General features: G+C 75.7%; 30 protein-coding genes. 11 read left to right on the forward strand and 19 right to left on the reverse strand.

Going from position 1 to position 24,401, the window contains the following annotated elements; all coding sequences use genetic code 11:
• On the reverse strand, window positions 1–256 hold a 256-nt coding region (locus ACI792_RS15640; protein WP_456603405.1), incomplete at its 3' end, for a hypothetical protein.
• A 59-nt stretch (window positions 257–315) separates the two neighbouring features.
• On the opposite strand from ACI792_RS15640, the gene ACI792_RS15645 reads away from it, so the two are divergent.
• On the forward strand, window positions 316–882 hold the full coding sequence (locus ACI792_RS15645) for a type 1 glutamine amidotransferase domain-containing protein (protein WP_456579755.1): 567 nt from the start codon (window positions 316–318) through the stop codon (window positions 880–882).
• Window positions 883–889: 7 nt separating this feature from the next.
• Here ACI792_RS15645 and ACI792_RS15650 read toward each other — a convergent pair whose 3' ends face one another.
• Window positions 890–1,711, reverse strand: a complete 822-nt coding sequence (locus ACI792_RS15650; RefSeq protein ID WP_456603406.1) for a hypothetical protein — start codon at window positions 1,709–1,711, stop codon at window positions 890–892.
• On the reverse strand, window positions 1,711–2,655 hold the full coding sequence (locus tag ACI792_RS15655) for a Ppx/GppA phosphatase family protein (protein ID WP_456603407.1): 945 nt from the start codon (window positions 2,653–2,655) through the stop codon (window positions 1,711–1,713). The genes ACI792_RS15650 and ACI792_RS15655 overlap by 1 nt, the downstream gene beginning before the upstream one ends.
• Before the next feature lie 82 nt (window positions 2,656–2,737).
• Between ACI792_RS15655 and ACI792_RS15660 the strand changes: the two genes are divergently transcribed.
• Window positions 2,738–3,577, forward strand: a complete 840-nt coding sequence (locus ACI792_RS15660) for a hypothetical protein (RefSeq protein ID WP_456603408.1) — start codon at window positions 2,738–2,740, stop codon at window positions 3,575–3,577.
• On the opposite strand, the gene ACI792_RS15665 is transcribed toward ACI792_RS15660, so the two are convergent.
• A complete protein-coding gene (locus tag ACI792_RS15665; RefSeq protein ID WP_456603409.1) occupies window positions 3,461–4,546 on the reverse strand; it encodes a helix-turn-helix domain-containing protein in 1,086 nt (361 codons plus the stop codon). The two genes, ACI792_RS15660 and ACI792_RS15665, sit on opposite strands and share 117 nt — an antisense overlap.
• Window positions 4,547–4,627: 81 nt before the next feature.
• Here ACI792_RS15665 and ACI792_RS15670 point away from each other — a divergent pair, with 81 nt between their 5' ends.
• Together ACI792_RS15670 and ACI792_RS15675 are read left to right on the forward strand one after the other, a co-directional pair.
• Complete coding sequence (locus tag ACI792_RS15670; RefSeq protein WP_456603410.1) at window positions 4,628–4,846, forward strand: hypothetical protein; 219 nt, start codon at window positions 4,628–4,630, stop codon at window positions 4,844–4,846.
• Window positions 4,847–4,856: 10 nt separating this feature from the next.
• Window positions 4,857–5,045 carry a DUF3072 domain-containing protein gene (locus ACI792_RS15675; protein ID WP_456579761.1) on the forward strand — a complete coding sequence of 63 codons (189 nt, stop codon included), beginning with the start codon at window positions 4,857–4,859 and terminating at the stop codon, window positions 5,043–5,045.
• Window positions 5,046–5,109: 64 nt separating this feature from the next.
• Here ACI792_RS15675 and ACI792_RS15680 read toward each other — a convergent pair whose 3' ends face one another.
• Window positions 5,110–5,799 (reverse strand): winged helix-turn-helix domain-containing protein, encoded by a 690-nt coding sequence (locus ACI792_RS15680; protein WP_456579762.1) that lies wholly within the window; start codon window positions 5,797–5,799, stop codon window positions 5,110–5,112.
• Complete coding sequence (locus tag ACI792_RS15685; RefSeq protein WP_456603411.1) at window positions 5,796–7,004, reverse strand: sensor histidine kinase; 1,209 nt, start codon at window positions 7,002–7,004, stop codon at window positions 5,796–5,798. Before ACI792_RS15685 ends, ACI792_RS15680 begins: the two co-directional genes overlap by 4 nt.
• A gap of 167 nt (window positions 7,005–7,171) precedes the next feature.
• Between ACI792_RS15685 and phoU the strand changes: the two genes are divergently transcribed.
• The gene (phoU, locus tag ACI792_RS15690) at window positions 7,172–7,837 is read left to right on the forward strand and encodes a phosphate signaling complex protein PhoU (RefSeq protein WP_456603412.1); all 666 of its coding nucleotides are present in this window, start codon (window positions 7,172–7,174) and stop codon (window positions 7,835–7,837) included.
• A 68-nt stretch (window positions 7,838–7,905) separates the two neighbouring features.
• On the opposite strand, the gene ACI792_RS15695 is transcribed toward phoU, so the two are convergent.
• The 4 genes from ACI792_RS15695 to mshA all read right to left on the reverse strand — a co-directional run bounded on the left by ACI792_RS15695 (window position 7,906) and on the right by mshA (window position 12,183).
• Window positions 7,906–8,667 carry a phosphoglyceromutase gene (locus ACI792_RS15695; RefSeq protein WP_456579765.1) on the reverse strand — a complete coding sequence of 254 codons (762 nt, stop codon included), beginning with the start codon at window positions 8,665–8,667 and terminating at the stop codon, window positions 7,906–7,908.
• Window positions 8,668–8,738: 71 nt separating this feature from the next.
• Entirely contained in the window at window positions 8,739–10,322 is a 1,584-nt protein-coding gene (locus ACI792_RS15700; protein ID WP_456603413.1) for an MFS transporter, read from the reverse strand.
• On the reverse strand, window positions 10,319–10,849 hold the full coding sequence (locus ACI792_RS15705) for a YbjN domain-containing protein (protein ID WP_456603414.1): 531 nt from the start codon (window positions 10,847–10,849) through the stop codon (window positions 10,319–10,321). The genes ACI792_RS15700 and ACI792_RS15705 overlap by 4 nt, the downstream gene beginning before the upstream one ends.
• Window positions 10,846–12,183 (reverse strand): D-inositol-3-phosphate glycosyltransferase, encoded by a 1,338-nt coding sequence (gene mshA / locus ACI792_RS15710; RefSeq protein ID WP_456603415.1) that lies wholly within the window; start codon window positions 12,181–12,183, stop codon window positions 10,846–10,848. Before mshA ends, ACI792_RS15705 begins: the two co-directional genes overlap by 4 nt.
• 84 nt (window positions 12,184–12,267) lie before the next feature.
• On the opposite strand from mshA, the gene ACI792_RS15715 reads away from it, so the two are divergent.
• A complete protein-coding gene (locus tag ACI792_RS15715; protein ID WP_456603416.1) occupies window positions 12,268–13,050 on the forward strand; it encodes an SDR family oxidoreductase in 783 nt (260 codons plus the stop codon).
• Window positions 13,051–13,114: 64 nt separating this feature from the next.
• Here the strand turns inward: ACI792_RS15715 and ACI792_RS15720 are convergent, their stop codons facing one another.
• Window positions 13,115–14,161: a UDP-N-acetylmuramate dehydrogenase gene (locus ACI792_RS15720; RefSeq protein ID WP_456603417.1), complete on the reverse strand. Its 1,047-nt coding sequence runs from the start codon at window positions 14,159–14,161 to the stop codon at window positions 13,115–13,117.
• Window positions 14,162–14,195: 34 nt separating this feature from the next.
• On the opposite strand from ACI792_RS15720, the gene ACI792_RS15725 reads away from it, so the two are divergent.
• Window positions 14,196–15,059: a class I SAM-dependent methyltransferase gene (locus ACI792_RS15725; RefSeq protein WP_456603418.1), complete on the forward strand. Its 864-nt coding sequence runs from the start codon at window positions 14,196–14,198 to the stop codon at window positions 15,057–15,059.
• Window positions 15,060–15,066: 7 nt separating this feature from the next.
• Here the strand turns inward: ACI792_RS15725 and ACI792_RS15730 are convergent, their stop codons facing one another.
• On the reverse strand, window positions 15,067–15,414 hold the full coding sequence (locus tag ACI792_RS15730) for a hypothetical protein (protein ID WP_456603419.1): 348 nt from the start codon (window positions 15,412–15,414) through the stop codon (window positions 15,067–15,069).
• A gap of 100 nt (window positions 15,415–15,514) precedes the next feature.
• Between ACI792_RS15730 and ACI792_RS15735 the strand changes: the two genes are divergently transcribed.
• Together ACI792_RS15735 and ACI792_RS15740 are read left to right on the forward strand one after the other, a co-directional pair.
• Window positions 15,515–16,354, forward strand: coding sequence for a spermidine synthase (locus ACI792_RS15735; protein ID WP_456603420.1), 840 nt, complete (start codon window positions 15,515–15,517; stop codon window positions 16,352–16,354).
• 41 nt (window positions 16,355–16,395) lie between these two features.
• Window positions 16,396–16,599: a PspC domain-containing protein gene (locus tag ACI792_RS15740; RefSeq protein WP_456603421.1), complete on the forward strand. Its 204-nt coding sequence runs from the start codon at window positions 16,396–16,398 to the stop codon at window positions 16,597–16,599.
• A gap of 25 nt (window positions 16,600–16,624) precedes the next feature.
• Here ACI792_RS15740 and ACI792_RS15745 read toward each other — a convergent pair whose 3' ends face one another.
• The 7 genes from ACI792_RS15745 to ACI792_RS15775 form a co-directional block, all read right to left on the reverse strand.
• Window positions 16,625–16,912 carry a DUF2516 family protein gene (locus ACI792_RS15745; protein ID WP_456579775.1) on the reverse strand — a complete coding sequence of 96 codons (288 nt, stop codon included), beginning with the start codon at window positions 16,910–16,912 and terminating at the stop codon, window positions 16,625–16,627.
• A 133-nt stretch (window positions 16,913–17,045) separates the two neighbouring features.
• The gene (locus ACI792_RS15750; RefSeq protein WP_456603422.1) at window positions 17,046–17,819 is read right to left on the reverse strand and encodes a hypothetical protein; all 774 of its coding nucleotides are present in this window, start codon (window positions 17,817–17,819) and stop codon (window positions 17,046–17,048) included.
• 35 nt (window positions 17,820–17,854) lie between these two features.
• Window positions 17,855–18,319 carry a helix-turn-helix domain-containing protein gene (locus ACI792_RS15755; protein WP_456579777.1) on the reverse strand — a complete coding sequence of 155 codons (465 nt, stop codon included), beginning with the start codon at window positions 18,317–18,319 and terminating at the stop codon, window positions 17,855–17,857.
• Window positions 18,320–18,407: 88 nt separating this feature from the next.
• Entirely contained in the window at window positions 18,408–19,379 is a 972-nt protein-coding gene (locus tag ACI792_RS15760; RefSeq protein WP_456603477.1) for an asparaginase, read from the reverse strand.
• Entirely contained in the window at window positions 19,376–19,936 is a 561-nt protein-coding gene (locus ACI792_RS15765; RefSeq protein WP_456603423.1) for an RsiG family protein, read from the reverse strand. Before ACI792_RS15765 ends, ACI792_RS15760 begins: the two co-directional genes overlap by 4 nt.
• A gap of 124 nt (window positions 19,937–20,060) precedes the next feature.
• A complete protein-coding gene (gene ygfZ, locus ACI792_RS15770; protein ID WP_456603424.1) occupies window positions 20,061–21,170 on the reverse strand; it encodes a CAF17-like 4Fe-4S cluster assembly/insertion protein YgfZ in 1,110 nt (369 codons plus the stop codon).
• Window positions 21,167–21,625 carry a Fur family transcriptional regulator gene (locus ACI792_RS15775; protein WP_456603425.1) on the reverse strand — a complete coding sequence of 153 codons (459 nt, stop codon included), beginning with the start codon at window positions 21,623–21,625 and terminating at the stop codon, window positions 21,167–21,169. Before ACI792_RS15775 ends, ygfZ begins: the two co-directional genes overlap by 4 nt.
• Before the next feature lie 39 nt (window positions 21,626–21,664).
• On the opposite strand from ACI792_RS15775, the gene ACI792_RS15780 reads away from it, so the two are divergent.
• Both ACI792_RS15780 and nhaA read left to right on the forward strand, forming a co-directional pair.
• Entirely contained in the window at window positions 21,665–22,513 is an 849-nt protein-coding gene (locus tag ACI792_RS15780; protein ID WP_456603426.1) for an aminotransferase class IV, read from the forward strand.
• A gap of 89 nt (window positions 22,514–22,602) precedes the next feature.
• Window positions 22,603–24,213, forward strand: a complete 1,611-nt coding sequence (gene nhaA / locus ACI792_RS15785) for a Na+/H+ antiporter NhaA (RefSeq protein ID WP_456603427.1) — start codon at window positions 22,603–22,605, stop codon at window positions 24,211–24,213.
• Window positions 24,214–24,401: the final 188 nt, after the last annotated feature.

A 24,401-nucleotide genomic window follows, 5' to 3' on the forward strand; every position in this document is an offset into this window, starting at 1 on the left:
CGGCGGCGAGCAGGCGCTGCTGCTCCTCGGTCGGGGCTCCCCAGGGCCTGAGGTGCTCCGAGCTGTGGGGCGCGCGGCCGCTCCGGGCCGCGCGCTCACCGGTGATGGCGATCTCTCGTGGATCGATGGTCGCGACGGGCGGCTCCCCGTCGCCCGCCACGAGGGTGTCGAGGCAGCGGCCGGCCGCGCGGACGGCGCCCCGGGGGCGCGGGGCCGCGCGGGCGCGGAACCGGCGGGCGCGCAGGCGGACGGGCACGCCCGAAACCGTAGTGCTCAGGCGTGTGCCGCCTCCGGGTGCCGGGTAGCGCCGCCCCCATGGCAGGAGAACTGGACGGGATGAGGGTGGCCGTGCTGGCCACCGACGGTGTGGAGCAGGTCGAGCTGGACCGCCCCTGGCAGGCGCTGGAGGAGGCGGGTGCGGAGCCGGAGCTGGTCTCGTTCTCGACGGGCACCATCACCGCCTACGAGCACATCGACAAGGGCGAGAAGCGGACGGTCGACACCGACCTGGGCTCGGCCGACCCGGACGACTACGCGGCCCTCGTCCTGCCCGGCGGCGTGATCAACGGCGACTTCCTGCGCGCGGACGCCGACGCCGTGACCTTCGTCAAGGCCTTCTTCGACGCGGGGAAGCCGGTGGCGGCGATCTGCCACGCCCCCTGGGTGCTCATCGAGGCCGGCGTCGTGCGCGGCCGCCGCATGACCTCCTGGCCCTCGCTGCAGACCGACCTGCGCAACGCGGGCGCCCAGTGGGTGGACGAGGAGGTCGTGGTCGACGGCAACCTGGTGACCAGCCGCAAGCCCGACGACCTGGACGCTTTCGGTGCGGCGATCGTCGACGAGTTCGCCGCGTCGCGCGACGCCGAGCCGGCCGACGCCTGAACGACGGTCAGGACGTCGCGAGGAGGGTGGCCGCCGGGGCGATCGTGAGCAGCGTCCCGGCGAACACCAGGACGGCGAGCAGCCGGGCGCCCATCGGTTCGGCGCCCTGGCGCTCCCGCCACAGGTTGACCCCGGCCACGAGGCCGGTGACCGCGAGCGGCGCCAGGAAGACGGCCAGGTGCGGGATCATCTCCCAGAGCACCGTGGCGGCGAAGTAGATGCCCACCCCCGCCGCGAGGGCGATGACCAGCTCGCCGGCGAACCGCAGCCAGGCCAGCGCGCTCTCGCGCGGGGTGGTGTCGAGGTCGGCCTCCGGGTCGTCCGCCCGGACGACGGGGATCGGCCCGGTCGAGGCGACGCTGTCGCGGGGGGTCGCGCCGGCGGCCGCGGCCCCGCGGGCTGCCCGGCGGGTGGCCGTGCGCTGCGCCCCGGCCCGATCGGCCTCGCTGTGGGCGCTGCGCGCCGGCTCATCCCCGGCGGTCCGCCGCAGCGGCGGCACCGGGCCGGAGGGGTGCGGGACACCGGGCTTGCGGTCCGGGCGCAGCCCCGGGATGGCGGCGGTGACGGGATCGGCGGCCCGCCCGGACGCCCGCCTCTCACGGGCCGGCGCGGCGGGGGCCGGCTCCGGGCCCTGCAGGTCGCTGCGGCGCCGGCCGTAGCCGGCGCGGTCGCCACCGGCGTCGGCGCGCCGCTGGCGGATCCCGGTGTCGTCGTCGTCGTCGGAGCGCCGTCGGCGGGCGGTACGGGCGGCCGACTCGATGCCGGCCTCGCGCAGGATCTCGGCGAGCGAGCGACCTCCCGTGTCCGGGTTCCAGTCCGGTTCGGTCATCACGCCCCTCCCAACGAGTCCAGCCGGCGGAGGATGACTCCCTCGCGCAGGGCCCACGGACAGATCCGCACGCACCGTACGTCGAGCGCACGCAGCGTAGCGGCAGCCACGACGGCACCGGCGGGAACCTGGTGCGCTCGGTCGGGCGAGACGCCTCGCAGTTCGGCCAGCGCCGAGCTCTCGATCCGTGAGATGAAGCCCACCAGCTGCCCCAGCCCGTCGGCGGTCAGCTCGCGCGGGACCTGCAGCCCCGCCGAGTAGGGGGCGGCACCGGTGAGGCGGGCGAGCGTGCGGAAGGTCTTGCTGGTGGCCGCCACCAGGTCGGGCGCCCCGGCGCCGCGGAGCTTCTTCGCCGCCGGCTCGATCAGCCCGCCGGCGTAGTCGGCCAGCTCGTCCAGCGCCGCCAGGTCCGGCCGCCCGCCCCGCTGCGCCTCGGGCAGGAAACGCCGGGTCATGCGACCCGCGCCGAGCGGCAGGGACAGGGCGACGTCCGGCTCCTCGTCGACGCCGCTGGCCAGCTCGAGGGACCCGCCACCGATGTCGAAGATCAGCAGCCGCCCCGCGCTCCAGCCGAACCACCGGCGGACGGCGAGGAAGGTCAGCCGCGCCTCGTCCTCGCCGCTCAGGACCTGCAGCTCGACGCCGGTGCGCTCGCGGACGCGGTCGAGCACCTCGAGGCCGTTGGCCGCGTCGCGGATGGCGGAGGTCACCATCGCGAGGAGCTCCTCGCAGCCCTGCTTCTCGGCCTGGACGCAGGCGTTCTGCACCGCGCGCAGGAGCGCCTTCTCCCCCGCCTTGGACAGCATCCCGTCGTCGCCGATCTGCTCGGCGAGCCGCAGCAGCCAGCGGTCGTCGTGCATCGGCGTGGGGTGCGCGCCGCGGTGGGCGTCCACCACCAGCAGGTGCACCGTGTTCGAGCCGACGTCCAGCACACCGAGTCGCATGGGACCAGTCTGCCCGGCTCCCCCAGGGCACGCGCCGAGCGCAGCCAGGTGGGACGACGGGGGGTCCTTCTAGGCTGGCCCGGTGCGGAACGAGCCCCCCGACGAGGTCGCCCCCGACTTCGCCCGCGAATGGGTGGAGTTCCCCGACCCGGCCGACCCCGAGCACCTGGTCCGGGCCGACCTGACCTGGCTCACCTCGGCGTGGACGTGCGTCTTCGGCCGCGGCTGCGCCGGTGTGGTGGAGGGACGGGCGGACGACGGCTGCTGCAGCCACGGCGCCTTCTTCACCGACGAGGACGACCTCCACCGGGTCACCGCCGCGGTGGCCGACCTCACCGACGAGGACTGGCAGCTCGCCCCCGCCGGACGCGGCGGGTGGACCGAGGAGGACGACGCCGAGGACCCGCCGGAGGCTGGCGCCGCCGGCGAGCCGGCGCGGTCGCTGCGGACCCGCGTGGTCGACGGCGCCTGCGTCTTCCTCAACCGGCCCGGGTTCGCCGGCGGCGCGGGCTGCGCGCTGCACCGGATGGCGCTGCGCACCGGACTGCACCCGCTGACGACCAAGCCCGACGTGTGCTGGCAGCTGCCGGTGCGCCGGGAGCAGGAGCACGTGGACCGGCCCGACGGCACGCGGGTGCTCGTCTCGACGATCGGCGAGTTCGACCGGCGCGGGTGGGGGCCCGGCGGCCACGACCTGCACTGGTGGTGCACCGGATCGCCCACCGCGCACGTCTCCCCCGAGCCGCTGGTGCAGACCTACGCCGCGGAGCTGGTCGCGCTGCTCGGCGGCCCGGCGTACGACGAGCTACGCCGGCTGGCCGAGCTGCGGCTCGACCAGGGGCTGATCGCGCCGCACCCGGCCAGCCCCGCCCTCGCCGGGCCGGTGCCCGTCCAGCTGCACCGGCGCCGTCCCCAGGCGTGAGACCGCACCGGCCCGGAAGGTCTGCCGGTACGCCCGCGGGGACACCCCGCGCCGGCGGGTGAACTGCTCGCGCAGCCCGGCCGCGGTGCCGAAGCCGACCAGCCGGGCGATCTCCTCGACCGGCGCGTCGCTGTTCTCCAGCAGCTCCTCGGCGGCCGCCAGGCGCTGCGCGAGCAGCCAGGCGTGCGGGGTCGTCCCGGTGGTCGCCTTGAACCGCCGGGCGAAGCTGCGCGGGCTCATCAGCGCCCGCCGGGCGAGGACGTCGACGGAGAGGTCCTCGGCCAGGTGCTGCCCGGCCCACTCGAGCACCAGGCCGAGCAGGTCGTCGGAGCACGCGGGCACCGGGGCGTCGATGAACTGCGCCTGCCCGCCGTCGCGGTGCGGGGGGACGACCATCTCGCGGGCCAGCGCGTTGGCCGCGGCGGCGCCCCACTCGCGGCGCACCAGGTGCAGCAGCGCGTCGACGCCGGCCGCCGTGCCCGCCCCGGTGAGGATGCGCCCGTTGTCCACGTACAGCACCGCCGGGTCGACCTCGAGCTGCGGGTAGCGGGCGGCCAGCTCACCGGCGTAGCGCCAGTGGGTGGTGACCCGCAGCCCGTCGAGCAGGCCGGTGGCGGCCAGGGCGAAGACGCCCGTGCAGTGGCTCACCAGGATCGCGCCCCGGGCGTGGGCCCGCCGGAGGGCGTCCAGCAGCGCCGGGGAGGGGCGCCGGTCGACCACCTCCCAGGCGGTGACGAGCACGATGTCCGACCGGTCCAGCCGGTCGAGGCCGTGCTCGACGAGGATCCCGATGCCGGTGTCGGTGCGCAGGACGCCCGGCTGCTCGGTGACGAGCGCGAAGTCGAAGCGCGGCAGGCCGATCTCGGGACGGTCGTAGCCGAACACCTCGTTGCTCACCCCCAGCCCGAAGCTGGCGACGAGACCCTCGCCGACCACGAGGCTGACCACGAGCGGGCGTCCGGATGCCATGCGCAGACTATGGCAGAAAAGCTGCGCTAGCGGTCACTCCTGCCACTCGTGCGGGCGGACGGCCGGCGCGACGCTTCTCCCATGTTGCTGATCACCTGCCCCGTCACCAGGACCGACGAGCTGGTCGCCGACCGGCGCATCCGGTCGGTCACCAACCACCCGACGCACATCGCCCTGCACGTGGAGTGCCCCGCCTGCGGGGCGGTCCACGTCTACCCGACCGGCCGGCGGTGGGCGGCGACCCAGGCCGCCCGCGCCGCCGCTCCCGTCCGGCGGGCGCCCGAGCTGCACCCGGCCTAGCATCGAACACATGAGCGAACCGACCGCTGCCGACCAGACCACCGAGAAGGACCCGGACGACTGGGTGACCGGGGACGAGCCCGCCACCGGGGCGCAGAAGAGCTACCTCGAGACGCTCGCCCGGGGGACCGACGAGGAGATCCCCGAGGACATCTCGAAGGCCGACGCCTCCAAGAAGATCGACGACCTCAAGTCGTAGGACCCCGGCCCCGTCCCGGGTCCCACCCCGAGCGTGCGAGGGGTGAGGAGGACGCAGTCCTTCTTCAGGCCTCGAGCTTGTAGCCCAGGCCCCGCACCGTCAGCAGGTACTTCGGGTTGGCGGGGTCGGGCTCGAGCTTGGCCCGCAACCGCTTGACGTGGACGTCGAGCGTCTTCGTGTCGCCGACGTAGTCCGAGCCCCAGACGCGGTCGATCAGCTGCGCCCGGGTGAGCACCCGCCCGGCGTTGCGCAGCAGGAACTCGAGCAGGTCGAACTCCTTGAGCGGCAGGGCCACCTGCTCGCCGTCCACCGCGACCACGTGCCGCTCGACGTCCATGCGCACCGGGCCGGCGACCAGCACCCCGCCCTCGGCGGGCGGCGCGTCGGCCGCCTCGCCGCGGCGGCGCAGCACCGCGCGGATGCGGGCGACCAGCTCCCGCGCCGAGTACGGCTTGGTGACGTAGTCGTCGGCGCCGAGCTCCAGGCCGACGACCTTGTCGATCTCGCCGTCCTTGGCCGTGAGCATGATGATCGGCACGTTGCCGCGGCTCCGCAGCGCCCGGCAGACCTCGGTCCCGGGCAGGCCGGGGAGCATGAGGTCGAGCAGGACGATGTCGGCTCCACCGCGGTCGTACTCCGCCAGGGCGTCGGGCCCCGTGGCGGCGACGACGGTCTCGAACCCCTCCCGCCGCAGCATGTAGGACAGGGCGTCGGAGAAGGACTCCTCGTCCTCGACGACCAGGACACGGGTCATAGGTGCTCGTTCTCCAGTTTCTGCGTTGCGGGGGCGGACGACTCCGCCGCCGGGCTCTCGGAGGAACCGTCGAGCGGGATGCGCAGGGTGAAGGTCGACCCCAGCCCCTCCTCGCTCCAGACCGTCACCGAACCACCGTGGTTGCTGGCGACGTGCTTGACGATCGCGAGCCCCAGCCCGGTCCCCCCGGTGCTGCTGGCTCGGGACTGGTCCACCCGGTAGAAGCGCTCGAACACCCGGTGCCGGTCGGCCCGCGGGATGCCGATGCCGCTGTCGGTCACGGCGATCTCCGCGAACCCCGACCGGGCCCGCGCGGCGACGGCGACCCGGCTCTTCCCGGTGCTGTAGGCGACCGCGTTGGCCAGCAGGTTGGTCACGGCCGTGACCAGCTGGCTCTCGACGCCACGGACCACCAGGCCCGGCTGCCCCCCGAGCACGATCTCCAGCTCCTTGGCGCGGGCGGCGGTGCGCGTGCGGTCGACCGCCTCGCCGAGGACGCGGTCCACCTCCACGGGGACCAGCTCGGGCAGTGGTTCGCCGCCCTGCAGCCGGGAGAGGTCGATCAGCTCGCGCACCAGGCGGCCCAGCCGGTCGGCCTCGTGGGCGATGCGCGCCGCGAAGCGCTGCACCGCCTCGGGGTCGTCGGCCGCGCCCTCGATCGCCTCGGCCAGCAGCGCCAGCGCGCCCACCGGCGTCTTCAGCTCGTGGCCGACGTTCGCGACGAAGTCGCGGCGCACGGCCTCCACCCGCCGCGCCTCGGTGACGTCCTGCAGCACCAGCGCGACCGGGCCCGGGGACGGCACCGCGCCGCCGTCGAGGCGGACGCCGTGCACCCCGACCAGCCGCGGCCCGGCGCCGACCACGTCCCCGGGCAGCCGGACGTCGGCGCGCCGGGTCCCGCCGGTCCGCACCGCCCGGGCCAGTGTCAGCAGCTCGGGCACGAGCAACCGGGTGCCCCGGACGATGCCCAGCGCCCGGGCCGCCGGGTTGGCGAGCAGCACGGCGTCGTCGATGCCCACCACCACGAGGGCCGGGTCCATGAGGTCCACGAGCCGGCGCGCCAGCGCCGCCTCGGGCAGCGGGACGGAGGCCCCGTCGAGGGGGTGGCGCCCCAGGTCGGGACGGGAGCGGATGATGATGACGGCGGCGGCGGCCACCACCCCACCCAGGAGGAGGCCGACCACCAGGGCGACCAGTGGACTCACGGCCCAGATGCTAGGTGGACGTGGGCGGGGGACCATGATCCGGCGAGAGGTTCACCGCTCCGACGGGGCACTGTTCACCGCCGGGAGGGCCGGAGTTCACCTCGCCGCGGCCGGATCGGTCCCGGTCGCGCCTACTGTCGCCGGTGAATCACGACGAGAGGACGACCGTGCGGGACAGTTACCACGAGGAACTCGACGACATCAACGCCTGCCTGGTGGAGATGGCCAACTCCGTGGGGTCGCAGATGAGCACGGCGACCACGGCGCTGCTGGACGCCGATGTCGCCCTCGCCGACCTGGTGATCGCGGGCGACGACCAGATCGACGCCACGCGCGAGAACATCGAGCAGCGGACCTTCACCCTGCTCGCACGCCAGCAGCCGGTGGCCGGTGACCTGCGGACCATCACGACCGCGATGCGGATCGTCGCCGACCTCGAGCGGATGGGCGACCTGGCCGCGCACATCGCCAAGGTGGCGCGGATGCGGTTCCCCGACCACGCCGTGCCGCAGGAGGTCCGCCCGGCCTTCCTGGAGGCCGGCAACGTCGCCGAGCTGCTCATCACCAAGACCGCGACGGTCATCGCCAAGCGCGACGTCCAGGCCGCCCAGGAGCTGGAGACCGACGACGACGCGATGGACCAGATCCACCGCGGGCTGTTCCGCCAGCTGCTGAGCGAGGACTGGCCGCACGGCATCGAGTCGGCCATCGACATCACGCTGCTCGGCCGCTACTACGAGCGCTTCGCCGACCACGCGGTCAGCGTCGCCCGCCGCGTCTGCTACCTGGTCACCGGCGAGCGCTGGGAGTCCGAGGCCGCCGGCCAGGCCTGACCCGGTGCGGGTCCCTCCGGCCTGGTCGCAGGGGCCCGCGCCGAGCGTCAGCGAGGCGTGGGGGGCGACTAGGTCCTCTTGCCCTGGTTCTTCACCGCCTCGATGGCGGCGGCCGCGGCGTCGGGGTCGAGGTACTCGCCCCCGGTCTTCACCGGGCGCAGGTCGTCGTCGAGGTCGTAGCGCAGCGGCACCCCGGTCGGGATGTTGAGGCCGACGACCTCGTCGTCGCCCATGCCGTCGAGGTGCTTGACCAGCGCCCGCAGGCTGTTGCCGTGGGCGGCGACCAGCACGGTCTGCCCGAGCCGCAGGTCCGGGACGATCGCGTCGTACCAGTACGGCAGCATCCGGACGACGACGTCGGCGAGGCACTCGGTCGCCGGGCGCGCCTCCGGCGGCAGGAACGAGTAGCGGGCGTCGCCGTCCTGGGAGAACTCGCTCCCCGGCTCGATCGGCGGCGGCGGGGTGTCGTAGGACCGCCGCCAGGTCATGAACTGCTCCTCGCCGTACTCGGCGAGCGTGGCGGCCTTGTCCTTGCCCTGCAGCGCGCCGTAGTGCCGCTCGTTGAGCCGCCAGGAGCGCTTCACCGGGATCCACTGCCGGTCGGCCTCGTGCAGGGCCAGCTCGGCGGTCATGATCGCCCGGCGCAGCAGCGAGGTGTGCGAGACGTCGGGCAGCAGCCCGTGCTCGGCCATGAGCCGCCCGCCGCGGGCGGCCTCCTCGCGCCCCTTCTCGGTGAGGGGGACGTCCACCCAGCCGGTGAAGAGGTTGGCCTTGTTCCACTCGCTCTCGCCGTGGCGGAGCAGCACCAGGGTTCCCGTGGAGGTCGTCACGGCGATCATCCTGCCCGACGTCGCCGTCGCGGGCAGCGGAGCCCCGGACGGGTCCCCACCGCCCTCCCGGGTCAGCGCGTGGCCGACCGCGCCCGCCCGGGCAGCCAGATCAGCACGACCACCGCCGCGACGAGGGTCGCGGCCGCCGTGCCGATCGCCGTCAGGTGCATCGCGGTGACGAAGGCCTCGCGGGCGGGGTCGGCCACCGCGGCCGCGGCGCGGGCGGCCTCCGGCGTCGCCTCGGCCTGCGCCCGGCGGACGGCGTCCAGCGTGGCGACGATCGACTGCCGGGCGTCGTCGCGCGCACCCGCCGGCAGCCCGTCCGCCGCGGAGCCCAGCTGGGCGGAGTAGGTGGCGGCGAGCAGCGAGCCCAGGATCGCGACGCCCAGGGCGCCGCCCACCTGCCGCACCGAGTTGTTGACCGCGGCCCCGGCACCGGCCTTCTCCCGCGGCACCACGGACATGATCGACTCGGTCGCGGGGGCCATGACCGCGCCCATGCCGAGCCCCTGCACCGAGAGCACCACCAGCAGCAGCCAGACCGGCGAGGTGAGGTCGAGCAGCTGCACGCCGAGGAACGACAGGGTGATGAGCAGGAAGCCGGACGCGCACACGGCCTTGGCCCCGAACCGTTCGGCCAGCCCGGAGCTGCGCGGCGCCATGAGCGCCATGCCCAGCGCGACGGGGATGAGCGCCGCACCACTCTGCAACGGCGAGTAGCCGCGCGCGCCCTGCAGGTAGAACACCAGGTAGAAGGTGGCGCCGAGGAGCGCGAAGAAGTTGAGCCCCAGGGCCGCGGCGGCGGCGGAGAACGCCGGGTTGCGGAACAGCGAGACGTCGAGCGCCGGGTGGGCCGAGCGGCGCTGCAGCCAGACGAAGAGGGCCAGCAGGACCAGGCCACCGAGCAGCGGCACCAGGACGCCCGGCGTCGTCCACCCCGCGCCGCCACCGCCGTGGATGATCCCGTAGACCAGGCCGGCCAGCGCGACGATCGACAGCAGCACGCCGGGGAGGTCCAGCCGCCCCGGGGAGGGATCCTTCGATTCGGGCACGAAGGCGAGCACGGCAGCGATGCCCAGCACCGCGACGGGGACGCCGACGAGGAAGACCGCGCCCCACCAGAAGTGCTCCAGGACCGCACCCCCGGCCAGCGGCCCACCCGCGACGGCGATCCCCGCCGTCCCCGCCCAGACGCCGATCGCCCGCCCGCGCTCGCGGGGCGGGAAGACGTTGGTGATGACCGCCAGCGTCGTCGGCTGGACGGCCGCCCCGCCGATGCCCATCACCGCCCGCCAGACGATGAGCTCCAGGGGGCTGTCGCTCAGCGCGGCGAACACCGACGCCACGGCGAAGACGCCCAGCCCGATGAGCAGCACCCGCCGGCGGCCGATCCGGTCGCCGATGACGCCCCAGGTGAACAGCAGGCCGGCGAACACGAGAATGTAGGCGTCGACGGCCCACTGCAGCTCGCCCTGGCTGGCCTCGAGCTCCCGCTGCAGCGTCGGGAGGGCGACGTTGAGGATCGTGTTCCCCATGATCACCACGAGCAGGCAGACCGTCATGGTGGCCAGCACCCACCACCGGCGCTCGTAGCCGGGGCCCTTCTCCTCCCCGGACGCGGCCGCGTCCGGGCGCGGCCTGTCGGTCGCGGTCACTCCCCGGGGGCGGGGTCGGCGGCCCGGCGGCGACCGGGGTCGGCGAACGCCGCGAAGGCCTCCAGGTTGCGCAGCGACTCGCCGCGCTTGACCCGCCAGTCCCACTCCCGGCGGATCGACGTGCCGAAGCCGATCTCCAGCATCGTGTTGAAGTGGTCGTCGGCGTAGCTCAGGACCGACCCGAGCACCCGGTCGAGCTCCTCGGGCGTGACGGCGGCGTGCGGCAGCCGCCCGGTCAGGTAGACGTCGCCCACGGAGTCGATCGAGTACGCGACGCCGTACATGCGGGCGTTGTGCTGCAGCAGGTAGGTCCAGAGCTGCTCGCGGTTCTCGTCGGGCTGGCGGCAGACGAACGCCTCCACCCGCAGCGCGTGGTCGCCGACGACCAGCCCGCACACCGTCTTGAGCTTCTGCGTGCCCGGCAGGTCCACCAGCCAGGTGCCCGGCCGCGGGTGGTCGTGCACCAGCTCGTTCTCGCGCAGCGTCTGGTCGATGACGGCGTCGAGCTCCTCGATGGTCCGGCTCACCGGGCCACCCCCATCCCGGGCAGGGCCCGCAGCGATCCGGGCCGCCGCTCCCGCAGCGAGCGCGCCCTCGGGGCCGCCATCTCGGCGGCGGCGGCGGTGTACGCCTCGACCAGGGCGTCGGCGGTGCGGTCCCAGGAGAACCCGGCCGCGTGCCGGCCGGCGCCGGCGGCCAGCAGCTCGCGGCGGGCGAGGACCGCGCGCACCGCACCGGCGTAGTCGTCGGCGCGGTGGCCGTCGACGAGCACCCCTGAGACGCCGTCGCGCACCGCCGTCGGCAGCCCGCCCACGGCCGCCGCGACGACGGGGGTGCCGCAGGCCTGCGACTCCAGCGCGACCAGCCCGAAGGACTCGTTGTGGCTGGGCACGACCGTCACGTCCGCGGCGCGGTAGAACTCGGCCAGCCGCGCGGGCGGCTGCGGCGGGTGGAAGCGGACGACGTCGGCGATGCCCAGCGACCGGGCCAGCTGCTCCAGCTGCCGGGGCGCGTCCAGGCCGGTGCCGCTGGGCGCGCCGACCACGTGCACCTGCAGGCGCGCCCGCAGCGCCGGGTCGTCGGCCAGCATGCGGGCGGCGGTGTGCAGCAGCACGTCGGGCGCCTTGAGCGGCTGGATGCGCCCGACGAAGAGGAGGACGACGGCGTCCTCGCGCACGCCGACGGCGCGGCGGGCGGCGCCCCGGCTGCCGGGCGTGAACCGGTCGAGGTCGACCCCGGGCGGGACGACGAGGGTGCGCGCGGGGTCGGCGCCGTAGAGGCGCACGAGCTGGCGGGCCTCCTCGTCGGTGTTGGCGATCAGCCGGTCGGCCTCGGCCACGACCTGCTCCTCGCCGATGACCCGGGCGCGCGGCTCGGGGCGGTCGCCGTCGGCCAGCGCCTCGTTCTTGACCTTGGCCAGGGTGTGCGCGGTGTGCACCAGCGGCACGCCCCACCGGTCGCGGGCCAGCCAGCCGACCTGCCCGGAGAGCCAGTAGTGCGAGTGCACGACGTCGTAGTGCCCCGGCTCGTGCTGGGCCTCGGCGCGCAGCACCGCCGCGGTGAAGGCGCAGAGCTGCGCGGGCAGCTCCTCCTTGCCCAGGCCCTCGAAGGGGCCGGCGCTGACGTGCCGCACCGTGACGCCCGGGGTCATCTCGACCACCGGCGGCAGCTCGCTGGAGGTGGCCCGCGTGAAGATGTCGACCTCGATGCCGCGGGCGGCGAGCCGGCGGGACACCTCGACGACGTAGACGTTCATGCCGCCCGCGTCGCCCGCCCCGGGCTGGTCGAGCGGGCTGGTGTGCACCGACAGCGTCGCGACGCGTGCCGGGCGGCCGGGTGCGGGGAAGCGGCGAGCGGGCACCACGGACCTCCGCTCTGCTCTGCGAGGGCCCCCGACCAGCACCCCTGTCGGTCCTCCATCTTGCAACAGCGCCAGGATGGGGGCATGTCAGGTACCTCACCCTCGACCCCTGCGGGGGACGGCCCCCCGCCCGGTGCCGGTCGCACCGCCGTCGTCACCGGCGCCTCCAGCGGGATCGGGGCGGCCACGGCGCGCCGGCTCGCCGCCGAGGGCTTCGACGTCGTCCTCGGCGCGCGCCGGCTGGAACGCCTCGAGGCGCTCGCTGCGTCCACCGGGGGCCGCGCCCTGCCCCTCGACGTCACCGACCCCGCGTCGGTGGAGGCGTTCACCGCCGCCCTCGACCGGGTTGACGTGCTGGTCAACAACGCCGGCGGCGCATTCGACACCAACCCCGTTGCCGAGGCCGACCTCGACTCCTGGGCGCGCACCTACGAGGTCAACGTGCTCGGCACCGTGCGCCTGACCAAGGCACTGCTGCCGAAGCTCCGGGCCTCCGGCGCGGGCGACGTCCTGTTCGTGGGCTCCACCGCCGGCCTGATCTCCTACGAGGGCGGGGCGTCGTACACGGCGGCCAAGCACGGGGTGCACACGCTGGCCGAGACCCTGCGCCTGGAGCTCTGCGGCGACCCCGTCCGCGTGATCGAGATCGCCCCCGGGATGGTGAGGACGGAGGAGTTCTCGCTCAACCGGACCGGCTCGCAGGAGCGGGCCGACGCCGTCTACCGCGGTGTGCGGGAGCCGCTGGTGGCCGAGGACGTCGCCGACTGCATCGCGTGGGCGCTCACCCGCCCGCACCACGTGAACGTCGACCTGCTGGTGGTCCGGCCGCGCGCCCAGGCCGCCCAGCACAAGGTCGATCGCGGGTGACACCGTCGTCCTCCGGACGACACCGCGGCCAACGGCCGTCCCCCTGCTGCGCGGAGCTCAGCCCTCATACCTTTCGGGACCCCTCCGGGGCCCACTCGGCGCGACCAGGCACCACAGCGGTGGGTTCGCGTTCCAGGGTGACGCCGAACCGCTCCCGCACGGTGGCGACCACCCGGTCGGCGAAGGCGAGCAGCTCGGCCGCCGTCGCGCCGTCCTCGGTGGTGAGCGCGAGGCTGTGCCGCGACGAGGTGCCCACCCGCCCGTCGCGGGTGCCGCGGCCGAAGCCGGCGTGCTGCACCAGCCAGGCGGCGCTGAGCTTGAGCTGCCCGTCCCCGGCCGGCCAGCTCGGGCAGCCCTCGACCGCCCGCTCGGCGGGCACGATCGGGTTGGTGAAGAACGACCCGGCGCTGCGGGAGTCGGGGTCGGCCGCGTCCCAGACCATGCCCTTGCCCCGGCGCAGCGCCAGGACGGCGTCGCGGACGGCGGCCAGCGGCGCGGTCTGCCCCACCTGGATGCCGAGCGTGCGGGCCAGCTCCGCGTAGCCGACCGGCCGGGAGAGCTCGCCGGGATGCAGCGCGAAGTCCACCTCGAGGACGACGAACCGGCCGGCCTCCCGCTTGAGCCGGCTGTCGCGGTAGGCGAACCCGCACTCGGCCGGCGCGAGGGTGCGCTCGACCTTCTCGGTGCGGTCGTACACCCGGACGGCGGTGATGGTCTGCGCGACCTCCTGGCCGTACGCGCCCACGTTCTGCACCGGGGTCGCCCCGGTGGAGCCCGGGATGCCCGAGAGCGCCTCCATGCCGGCCAGCCGCTGCTCGACCGTGTGCGCGACCAGGGCGTCCCAGTCCTCCCCCGCCTGCACGGTCAGGACGTCGCCGGTGCGCACGACGCCCCGCGACCGGACGGCGACGACGTCGCCGGGCCACCCCTCGTCGGGCGCGATGAGGTTCGAGCCGCCGCCGAGCAGCAGCAGCGGGCGGCCGGACTCGTCGGCGTCGCGGACCGCCGCCACCAGCTCGGCGGCGTTCTCGGCCTCCACCAGCCGGTCGGCGGGGCCGCCCACGGCCAGGGTCGTGAGCGTCGCGAGGGGGACGTCGGATCGCACCTGCACGGCTCGACGGTAGCCGGGGCTACGCTCCTGGCCGGTGACCGAGCCGGGGAACGAGCACAAGCGTCGGGCCTCGCTGTCCCCGCGGGCGCAGCGCCGGGCGCCGCGGCTGGCCGCGGGGCGGGCACGTGCGCTGGGCCTGCCGACGCGCGGCACCACGAACGCCAACCGGCTGCGCCGGGTCGACCGCTGGCTGGTGGCCACGCAGGTGCCGCGGCTGCGCGACGCCGCCCACCCGCTCGTCGTCGACCTGGGTTACGGCTCCTCCGCCGTCACCACGCTGGAGCTGGTCGAGCGCCTCGGCCCGGAGGTGGACGGCCTGGAGGTCGTGGGCCTGGAGATCGACCCGGACCGGGTGGCGGCGGTGGCCGCCGACCGCGACCCGCCGCGGGTGGACTTCCGGGTCGGTGGGTTCGAGCTCGCCGGCCTGCGGCCTGTGCTGGTCCGCGCCTTCAACGTGCTGCGCCAGTACGACGAGGAGTCCGCCGCCCGGGCCTGGGACACGATGCGCGGCGCCCTGGCGCCCGGCGGGCTGCTCGTGGAGGGGACCTGCGACGAGTGGGGGCGCCGCTCGGCCTGGGTGGCGCTGGACGCCGACGGCCCGCTCACCCTCACCCTCGCCGCGCGCGTCTCCGACATCGCGACCCCCTCCGACCTCGCCGAGCGGCTGCCCAAGGCGCTCATCCACCACAACGTGCCGGGCCAGCCCGTGCACGAGTTCCTGCGCGCCTTCGACGCCGCCTGGGCCGCCGCGGCGGGGATGGGCACCTTCGGCCCGCGGCAGCGCTGGACGGCCGCGGTGGAGGGCCTGAGCGCTCAGGGCTGGCCGCTGGTCGGCTCCAGCCGGCGCTGGCGGCACGGCGAGGTGACCGTGCGGTGGTCGGCGGTCGCGCCCGTCTGACCGCGGCTCAGCCCTCGGGAGGCACCGGCGCCACCGGGCACTCGACGACGACGGCGACCATCCCGCCGTCCGATCCGCTCTCGTGCGGCTCACCGGGCTCCCACAGGACGGCGTCGCCGGCGGCCAGCGCCAGCCGGATGCCGTCGGCGCCGGCCGCCCACCCGTCCCCGGAGACGACCGCGAGCAGCTGCCAGAGGCGGGTCTCGTGCCGGCCCAGGACCGCGCCGACCGCGTAGGTAGCCACGTGGACGGCGAAGCCGGCCACCGGTTCGAGCACCCGGGCCGGCGGGACCATGGAGACGCCACGGCTGCCGAAGGCGGTGATCTCCCGCGGGGAGAGGTGGACCCGGCGCACGCCCGGGACGGTAGCCACCCGGGCACCCGGAGTCCTCCGGTGCGACCATGGCCCGGATGACAGCGGGGACGGCCGAGCGCCGGGTGGGGATGGCGCTCCGGTGAGGACGCCGCCGGGGCCGGTCCCCGTCGACGGAGGCACCGCCGAGCTCCTGGCCGACGCCGACCGCGACGGGTCGTGGGTGCTGATGCTCAACGACACCCCGCAGTCGCACGTGGATCTGGCCGATCCGGCCCACCTGGAGTTCGAGTACGTGCGCCGGATCGGGCACGTGCTGGACACCGCCGCCGAGCCGGGTGCGCCCCTCGACGTCGTGCACCTCGGTGGCGGGGCGCTGACGCTCCCCCGCTACGTGGCCACCACCCGCCCCGGGTCCCGCCAGCGGGTCGCCGAGATCGACCAGCCGCTCACCGACCTGGTGCGCGCGTACCTGCCCCTGCCCCGCACGGCCCGGGTACGGGTGCGGGCGGCCGACGCGCGGGAGGCGCTGACCGCGCTGCACCCGGGCAGCGCCGACGTCGTCGTCACCGACGTCTTCGCCGGCGCACGCACGCCCGCCCACCTGACGACCGTCGAGTTCGCGGCGGAGGTCGCGCGGGCCCTCCGGCCCGGCGGCGTCTACGCCGCGAACGTCGCGGACGGGCCGCCGCTGCGCTTCGCGCGGGGCCAGGTCGCCACGCTCCGCACCGCCTTCCGCCACGTCTGCCTGCTCGCCGAGCCGGGCACGCTGCGGGGCCGGCGCTTCGGCAACCTGGTCGCCGTCGCCTCCGACGCGCCGCTGCCGCTCGCGGAGCTCAGCCGTGCGTGCGCGCGGGACCCGATGCCCTCGCGGGTGGTGGACGGCGCAGAGCTCGACCGCTTCACCGGCAACGCGCGGCCGGTCGCCGACGCCGACGCCGAGCCGTCGCCCGAACCGCCGGAGGGCGTCTTCGGCCGCTGAACACGGCACGGGCACCCCGCCGGTGGCCCTAGGCTGCGTCCATGACGACGCCTGCCCCCTACCGGTTGCGCCGGGACACCCGCCACAAGATGGTCGCCGGCGTCTGCGCCGGGATCGCACGGCGCTACGGGCTCTCGCGCAGCGGCCTGCGCGTGGCGTTCGTGGTCTCCTGCGTGCTCCCTGGCCCGCAGTTCGTCGCCTACCTGCTGCTCTGGGTCCTCATGCCGGCCGACGACCGGCCCTGACCCCTGCCGGAGCAGTGCCCGCCTGCTACCAGGTGTTGTCGCGGCGCATCCCGCCGACCGCGGGGCGCACGTCGACGAGGTAGACGATCGCCGCGATGACGGCGGGCAGGCCCAGCAGCGACAGCGGCGTCTGCGTCCAGAGGATGACGAGCAGGGCGAGACCGGTGATCGCGGCCCACCCGGGCTTGGTCAGCTTGCCGGCGGCGACGTACCCGGCGGCCGGCCGGATGAGGGCGTCCACGAACGCCCAGGCGGTCAGCGCCAGGGAGGCCCAGTAGAGGAGCAGCAGCAGCCACCCGTCGAACACGCCCATGACCCGAGCCTACCCGCGCCGACCGCTCCGCCGGGCCGGCCGGCCGACGGCTCGCCCGGAAGCAGGGGCGGGACGCGACAGGGCCCCGGAGCGCTGGTCGCAGCTCCGGGGCCCTGGTCGGGGTGCCGTGGCGTCAGTTCTTCTTGGCGGGCACGGCGGTCGGGTCGGCCGGCTTGGCCGTGCGGGCGCGGGACACGCGGGCCGAGGTGGCCTTGGCCGGCGACTTGCGGGCGGCGGAGGTGTTCTTCTTGGTGGCCGGCCGCTTGGGGGCGGCGACGGCCTCCTCCGCGGTGGCCTTGGTGGCCTCGGCGGCGTCCTCGACCTTGTCCTCGGCCTTGGCGGCGACCTTGGTGGCCTTGGCGGCCGTCTTCTGCGCCACCGAGGTCACCTCGTTGGAGGCCTCGACGACGGCCTCGGCGCCCTCCTCGATGACGTCCTCGAGGCGCTCCTCGACGGCGTCGACGGTCTCCTCGGCGCGACGGACGACCCGGCGGACGCCGGGCTGGCGGCGCAGGTCCTCGACGACGACGGCGCCGCGCTCGGCAAGCGTCTCGACGGTGGTGAGCGCCTGGGTGCGGGCGGTCCCGACCAGGCCGGCGACGGTGCTGCGCAGGGTCTCCGGGCGCACGGCCACGGCGAGCTGCTGCGCCGTGGTGCGGGCGTTGCCGGCGGCCTCGGCGGCCCGGGTGCGGGCCTCCTTGACGGCGAGGTCGGCCTGGACCTGGGCCTCGCCCGGCAGCGCCTCGGCGGTGCTGCGGAACTGCGCGACGACGGTGCGGGCGCGCTCGACGGCGAGGTCACCGGCGCCGACGAAGGCGAGCAGCGGGGTGCGGGCCTGCTCGGCGAGGGTGCGGCCCTGGGCCACGGCGAACTCGCCGTACTGCTTCACGGTCTGGGTGGGGGTCATGCCGGACTCCTTTGGGAGTGGGAGGTGGGGGAGGTTCAGCCGGCGGCCGGGGAGGAAGCCCGGTGCTCGCGGACGTAGGTCTCGTAGAGCTCGAGCAGGACGGCCTTGTGCCGCTCGGACAGCGCGTCGTCGGCACGGATCGCCGCCACGGTGTCCGGGTTCCCGGAACGCCGGTCGAGGATCCCCGCCTGCTCGTAGAGCGTCTCGGCCGAGATCTTCAGGCCCCGGGCGATCGACGCGAGGATCTCCGCCGACGGCTTGCGGAGGCCCCGCTCCACCTGGGACAGGTAGGGGTTGCTGACCCCGGCGGTGCGGGCGAGCTCGCGCAGCGAGACGCGCGCGGCGCTGCGCTGCTCGCGGATGAAGTCGCCCACCGACGAGCCGACCGCCGAGACGTGGGAGGCGTCGGCGACCGAGTCGGCGACGCTGCCGGCGACCCGGTCCACCGTGGAGCGGACCGTGGTCACCTGCTCGCGGACGAACTCACCGGGGGTCTGCACGCCTACGACGGTAGCCCCGGGTGCTAGCTCTTGCAAGCGGAGCCGCTAGCACCCGGGCGTGAGGACGGCCACACCGCGGTTGCGCTGGTCAGGCGCCGAGCGCCGCCGACTCCCGGGCCTCGCCGACGACACCCTCGCCGCCGGTCACGGGCGTCCGCGCCCACGGAGCAAGCACCTCGCCCGGGACGCCGAGCCGGCGCAGGCCCGCCGCGAGCGCCGGAGTCCGGCCGCGGTCGCCGCCGTCGTCGAGCTTGAGCGCCACGGCGCCCGCGCCCGGCAGCGCCGCCACGTGCACGCCGTCGGCCCCGCCCTTCACCAGCAGGCCGGGGACGGCGCGCATGAGGTCGGTGTCCTCGCGGCCGGTGCCCGCGACGAACCAGGGGTGCGCACGCACCGCGTCGGCGACCGACCGGGACAGCGTGCCCTCGGGCGCCTGCACGAGCGAGAGCACGCCGCGGGCCAGGCCGGTGAGGGAGAGGGCGTGCTGCGGCGCTCCGCACCCGTCGACGACGACGTCCGCGACGGGCTCGCCGGCCGCCTCGCCCAGCCGTGCCTCGATCGCCTGCTGGAGCGGGTGCTCCCGCGCCAGGTAGCCCACCGTGGGCCAGCCGGCCGCGACGCAGGCGGAGAGCATCGCCGCGTGCTTGCCCGAGCAGTTCATGGCGAGCCGCTCCGGTGACCGCCCGGCGACCAACCAGGCCGCCCTCGTCGGCTCGTGCTGCGGGAGGGCCGGCGGGCAGCCCAGGTCGTCGGGCCCGAGCCCCACGGCGGCGAGCATCGCCGCGACGACGTCGCGGTGCCCGTCCTCGCCGGTGTGCGAGCCCGCGCCGATCGCCAGCTCCTCGCCCGACCGCGGGGACCAGCCGGCCGCCAGCAGCGCGGTCGCCTGCACCGGCTTGTTCGCCGAGCGGGGCAGCACCGGCCGCGCGACGTCACCCGCGCGGGAGAGCACCTCGCCGTCGGCACCGAGCACCACCAGCGACCCGCGGTGCACCGACTCCAGGAAGCCCGACCGCCAGACCTCGACCAGGACGGGCGAGTCGGGCCAGGTCGCGTTCAGTGCCGGCCTTCGTCGGCGAGCAGGGCGGCGACGTCGGCCTCGCCGTCGCGGTACCGGCGCCCGAGCTCTGCCGCCAGGCCGTCCATGACCTGCTGCACGCCGCGGCGGCGCTCCGACAGCCCCTTCTCGGCGTCGGTGAGCGCGCGGGCGGCCGCCTCCAGCTTGGCGTCCGAGAGCTCCGTGATCGCCGACAGGTCGGCCCCCGGCGTCAGCGAGTTCACCCAGGACTCGTACTCCTGCGGGTCCGCCGGCTGCACCGTCTGGTGCCGGCCCAGGCCGTGCGCGGGGCCACGCCCCTTCTCCGAGAGGATCTCCGGCAGCAGGTCGACCAGCGACCGCCCGTCGTGCTCGGCCCGCCGCTGCAGCTCGCGCTTGACGATGTCCAGGCGGCCCTGCAGCAGCCGGCGGGTGTAGGAGAGGTTGACCTCCTGCTGCTCGGCCTCGCGGCGCAGCCGCCGCACGTCGCCCATGGGCCGGCTCACGGCGCCCTCCAGGAACGCCGGGTCCAGCAGCGCGTCGACGGCGGCACCCCCGGCGGGGGACGGCTTCGGACTCACGGGGGTGGCCTCCAGGTGCGGGACGCCCGGCACGCGGACGTCGGCGGTGGTCAGCGGCGGACGCTGGCCGAAGCGTAGGTGAGCGACCCCGGCCTGCCCACCTCGAGGCGGGGCCGCGGCACGCTCAGCCGATCGTCCCAGACCGGACGGCCCGCACCCGGTTCCGCGCGGCCACCTGGGTGTCGTCGAGCGCCGGCGGGGCGTCGTCGGGGTCGATCGCGGCCGTCGAGCCCGCCACGGCCAGGGTGGCGTCCTGGGCCACCGACTGCTTGACCAGGGCCAGCGCGATGACGCCCAGCTCGTGGTGCCGGACGACGCTGCCCACCCGGCCGACCGTCCGGGCGCCCGCCAGCACCGGCTCGCCGGGCGCCGGGAGGTCCTCGCTGACGCCGTCGAGGTGCAGCAGCACGAGCCGGCGCGGCGGGCGGCCGAGGTTGTGCACGCGGGCGACCGTCTCCTGGCCGCGGTAGCAGCCCTTGTCCAGGTGGACGGCGGTGCGCAGCCACTCCAGCTCGTTGGGGATGGTGCGGTGGTCGTTGTCGACGCCGAACCGGGGGCGCCGGGCCTCCACGCGCAGCGCCTCGAAGGCGGAGGCGCCCGCGAGGGGGACGCCGAGGCGGTCGGCCAGCGCGTCGACCTCGGCGCGCGGCACCAGCAGGTCGTAGGCCCCGGCCGACCCGTCGCCGAGTGCCGGCATGCCGCGCACCCAGCCGTCGCCGGCGGGCTCCACGACGTACGGCGCGGCGGGCACGGGCAGCCCGGCCGCCGCCAGGGCCGCGGCCGAGCCGGGGCCGACCAGCGTCAGCAGCGCCCGGTCGTCGGTGACCAGCCGCGGCTCCACCCGGAGCATGAAGCGCATCCGCTCGAGGAAGGCCAGCAGCACGGGGCCGGCCCCCGGCTCGACGTCGGCCCACGTGGTGCCGCCCAGCTCGGTGACGACCAGGTGGTGCTCGACGTGGCCGTGCGGGCTGAGCACCAGGGCCTCGCTCCCGACGCCGTCGCCCAGCCGCTCGAAGTGCTGGCTGGTGATGCTGTGCAGCCAGGAGAGGCGGTCGGCGCCGGGCACCGCCAGCACGTCACGGTCGCTGCGGTCGACCAGGCCGACGCCCTCGGCGAGCAGCCGCTGCTCCCGCAGGGGGTCGCCGTAGTGCGCCGCGACGACCCGGGCGGCCTCGGGCCCCGGCTCGACGGACACCGCCCCGGGGCGGGCGAGGAGGGGTGAGGGGGTGGTCATGACGACTCCGTTCCGGCGCGGTCTCGGCAGGCGCGACACGTGCCCGACAGGGCGACGTGGCCGACGTCCACGGTGAAACCCAGCTCGGCCGCCAGACGTTCCGCCGCCCCGTCCAGCAGGTCCGGCGCCGCGGACGAGATCTCGCCGCACGAGGAGCAGACGACGTGCAGGTGGGGGCGTTCGGCGGCGTGGTAGACCGGCGCCCCGCGGCCGAGGTGGGTGTGCCAGACCAGCCCGAGGCGCTCCAGCAGCTCCAGGGTGCGGTAGACCGTCGAGGTGTCGGGCGCGCTGCCGCCCGGCCCGGCCTCCTCGCGCAGCCGGGCCCCGATCGCCTCCGGCGTGGCGTGCGCCAGCGCCGCCACCGCGGCCAGCACCCGGGCGCGCTGCGGGGTCAGCCGCAGCCCCCGCGCGCGCAGCTGCTCCGCCAGCGGCGCGGCGACGTCGTCGGTCCCCATGGCGAGAGCCTATGCCGGTCGTACGGCAGGCTTGCCCCCGTGAGCGATCGACGCAGGGTGGCGGTCTGGCGGGACGGCGCGGCGGAGCGGGTCCCCGCCGACCAGCCGGTCGTGACCGCCTTCGACCTCGGCCTGGGCCGCGGGGACGGCGTCTTCGAGTCGGTGGCCGTCGTCGGCGGGCGCACCCCGCACCTGGAGGCCCACCTGGCGCGGTTCACCCGCTCCGCCGCCCTGCTGGGGCTCACCCAGCCCGGCGACGCCGCCTGGCGGGCGCTGGTGACGGCCGTGGTGGCGGGCTGGCCGGCCGACGAGGAGGGCGTCTGCCGCCTCCTGCTCACGCGCGGGCTCGGCGACGGCACCCCTCCCACGGCGCTGGCCCTCCTCGCCCCGGTGCCCCCGGAGACGGTGCGGCAGCGGGTGGAGGGCATCGCCGTGGTGACGCTCGGGCTCGGGCTGCCCGCCGACTTCCGCGCCGGTGCGCCCTGGCTGCTCGGCGGCGCGAAGACGCTCTCCTACGCGGTCAACATGGCCGCCCAGCGGCACGCCCACGACCTCGGCGCCGACGACGTCGTGCTCACCAGCCTGGAGGGGCGGGTGCTGGAGGGGCCGACCTCGACCGTCGTCTGGGCCGCCTCCGGCACCCTGCACACCCCGCCGGTGGAGAGCGGCATCCTCGCCGGCACCACCCAGGCGCGGCTGTTCGCCGCCGCCCGCGCGGCCGGCCGGCCCACCGCCACCACCCCCGGCACGGTCGAGGACCTCCACGCCGCCGACGCCGTGTGGCTGCTCTCCGGCGTGCGGGGCGCAGCCCCGGTGCACACCATCGACGGCGTCCGGCGCGGGGACGCCGGCCTCTCCTCGATGATCAGGGAACTGCTCGCCGGGTAGCGTGAGATCCTGGTGCGCCGGGAAGTCTGGTCGGCAGCGCGTCCGTCGAGGGCGCGTCCCGACCCGAACCTGCCCTCCGGAGCCGCCCCGTGACGACACCCGCCCCCACCCGCCTCTTCGGACGCGGCTCCTGGACCGAGGCGCAGCGCGTCGCCTCGGTGCTCCGCAAGGAGACCGTCGGCGGGGCGCTGCTGCTGGTGGGCGCGGCGATCGCGCTGATCTGGGCGAACTCCCCGTGGGCGGAGAGCTACGAGGCCCTCCGTGACACCCGGGTGGGGCCGGAGTCGCTGCACCTGGACCTCACGCTGGGCACCTGGGCCGCCGACGGTCTGCTGGCGATCTTCTTCTTCGTCGCCGGGCTGGAGCTGAAGCGGGAATTCGTCGCCGGCGACCTGCGCGAGCCCCGCCGGGCGGCGCTCCCCATCGCGGCTGCGGTCGGCGGCATGGTGGTCCCCGCGCTGTTCTTCGTGCTGCTCAACCTGAACGGACCCGAGGGGGCGCTCGCGGGCTGGGCCATCCCCTCGGCCACCGACATCGCCTTCGCGCTCGCCGTCCTGGCGGTCATCAGCACCCACCTGCCCAGCTCGCTCCGCACCTTCCTGCTGACGCTGGCCGTCGTCGACGACCTGCTGGCGATCACGATCATCGCGATCTTCTACACGGCCTCGCTGGCCACCACGCCGCTGCTGCTGTCGCTGATCCCGCTGGCGCTGTTCGGCTTCCTGGTGCAGAAGCGGATCCGGTCCTGGTGGCTGCTGCTGCCCCTCGCCGCCGTCACCTGGGTGCTGGTGCACGAGTCCGGGGTGCACGCCACCGTCGCGGGCGTCCTCCTGGCCTTCACCGTCCCGGTCGTGCGCAGCGACGCCGCCGGCGGGCCGGAGGCCGGACCGGGCATGGCCGAGCACTTCGAGCACCGGATCCGCCCGCTGTCGGCGGGCGTCGCCGTGCCGGTCTTCGCCTTCTTCTCCGCGGGTGTCGCCATCGGCGGGCTCTCCGGCCTGGGCGAGTCGCTCGGCGACAGCATCGCCATCGGGATCATGCTCGGGCTCGTCGCCGGCAAGGCGATCGGCATCACCGGCGCCACCTGGCTGGTCTCCCGCTTCACCCGGGCGCAGCTGGACGAGAACCTCGGCTGGCCCGACGTCGTGGGCCTCGCCCTGCTGGGCGGGATGGGCTTCACCGTCTCGCTGCTGATCACCGAGCTGGCGTACGGGGCCGAGAGCGAGGCCTACGACCACGCCAAGGTCGGCATCCTCTTCGGCACGCTGCTGGCGGCGCTGCTCGCCGCGGTGATCCTCCGGGTGCGCAACCGCCGCTACAAGGCGATGTACCTGCACGAGATGAGCGACGTCGACCGCGACGGCATCCCCGACGCCTGGGACACGGTGGACGACCGCCCCCGGCACGTCGGGGACGGCCGGGCCGTCCCGCCGCCCGGGCCCGGCGCCTCCGCCGCCACCGACGAGCTCGGGGCCGACGCCGCGCGCCCGGCCTACGAGACGGTCGACGACGAGGCCGAGCACGACCCCGACTGGGAGGGCAGCCCGCCTCCCGGGCGCACCGCCACGGACGCCGCCGAGGACAGCGGGGGCCACGACGGCCCGCGGCCCCGGTACGAGACGGTCGACGACGCGGCCGAGCACGACCCCGACTGGCAGGGCAGCCGCCCGCCCGGGCGCACGCTCGGGCCCGGCGACTGACCTCGCCGGCCGGGGCACGCCGGTCCGGGTCCGCCCACCAGCGTGTTCGCCCACAGCAGACGAAATCGGTTGCCGCCTCCGCGCGCGCGGTCGTACCGTCGTGGCACACGAGAGAGGAGGTGGTCCGTAACTTTGCTGAGCTACAGGACTCGTGAGGTGGCTGTCCGCTAGCCGCCGTCCAGATGGGC

It is taken from the genome of Blastococcus sp. SYSU DS0669 (assembly GCF_054050895.1).

Coding starts and splice junctions, on each gene's coding strand:
- ACI792_RS15715 (WP_456603416.1), top strand. CDS start 12,268: ATGTCAGGTACCTCACCCTCGACCCCTGCGGGGGACGGCCCCCCGCCC.
- ACI792_RS15675 (WP_456579761.1), top strand. CDS start 4,857: ATGAGCGAACCGACCGCTGCCGACCAGACCACCGAGAAGGACCCGGAC.
- ACI792_RS15665 (WP_456603409.1), bottom strand. CDS start 4,546: ATGGCATCCGGACGCCCGCTCGTGGTCAGCCTCGTGGTCGGCGAGGGT.
- ACI792_RS15775 (WP_456603425.1), bottom strand. CDS start 21,625: ATGGGGACCGACGACGTCGCCGCGCCGCTGGCGGAGCAGCTGCGCGCG.
- ACI792_RS15645 (WP_456579755.1), top strand. CDS start 316: ATGGCAGGAGAACTGGACGGGATGAGGGTGGCCGTGCTGGCCACCGAC.
- ACI792_RS15680 (WP_456579762.1), bottom strand. CDS start 5,799: ATGACCCGTGTCCTGGTCGTCGAGGACGAGGAGTCCTTCTCCGACGCC.
- ACI792_RS15750 (WP_456603422.1), bottom strand. CDS start 17,819: ATGACCCCCACCCAGACCGTGAAGCAGTACGGCGAGTTCGCCGTGGCC.
- ACI792_RS15670 (WP_456603410.1), top strand. CDS start 4,628: ATGTTGCTGATCACCTGCCCCGTCACCAGGACCGACGAGCTGGTCGCC.
- ACI792_RS15740 (WP_456603421.1), top strand. CDS start 16,396: ATGACGACGCCTGCCCCCTACCGGTTGCGCCGGGACACCCGCCACAAG.
- ACI792_RS15650 (WP_456603406.1), bottom strand. CDS start 1,711: ATGACCGAACCGGACTGGAACCCGGACACGGGAGGTCGCTCGCTCGCC.
- ygfZ (WP_456603424.1), bottom strand. CDS start 21,170: ATGACCACCCCCTCACCCCTCCTCGCCCGCCCCGGGGCGGTGTCCGTC.
- ACI792_RS15745 (WP_456579775.1), bottom strand. CDS start 16,912: ATGGGCGTGTTCGACGGGTGGCTGCTGCTGCTCCTCTACTGGGCCTCC.
- ACI792_RS15655 (WP_456603407.1), bottom strand. CDS start 2,655: ATGCGACTCGGTGTGCTGGACGTCGGCTCGAACACGGTGCACCTGCTG.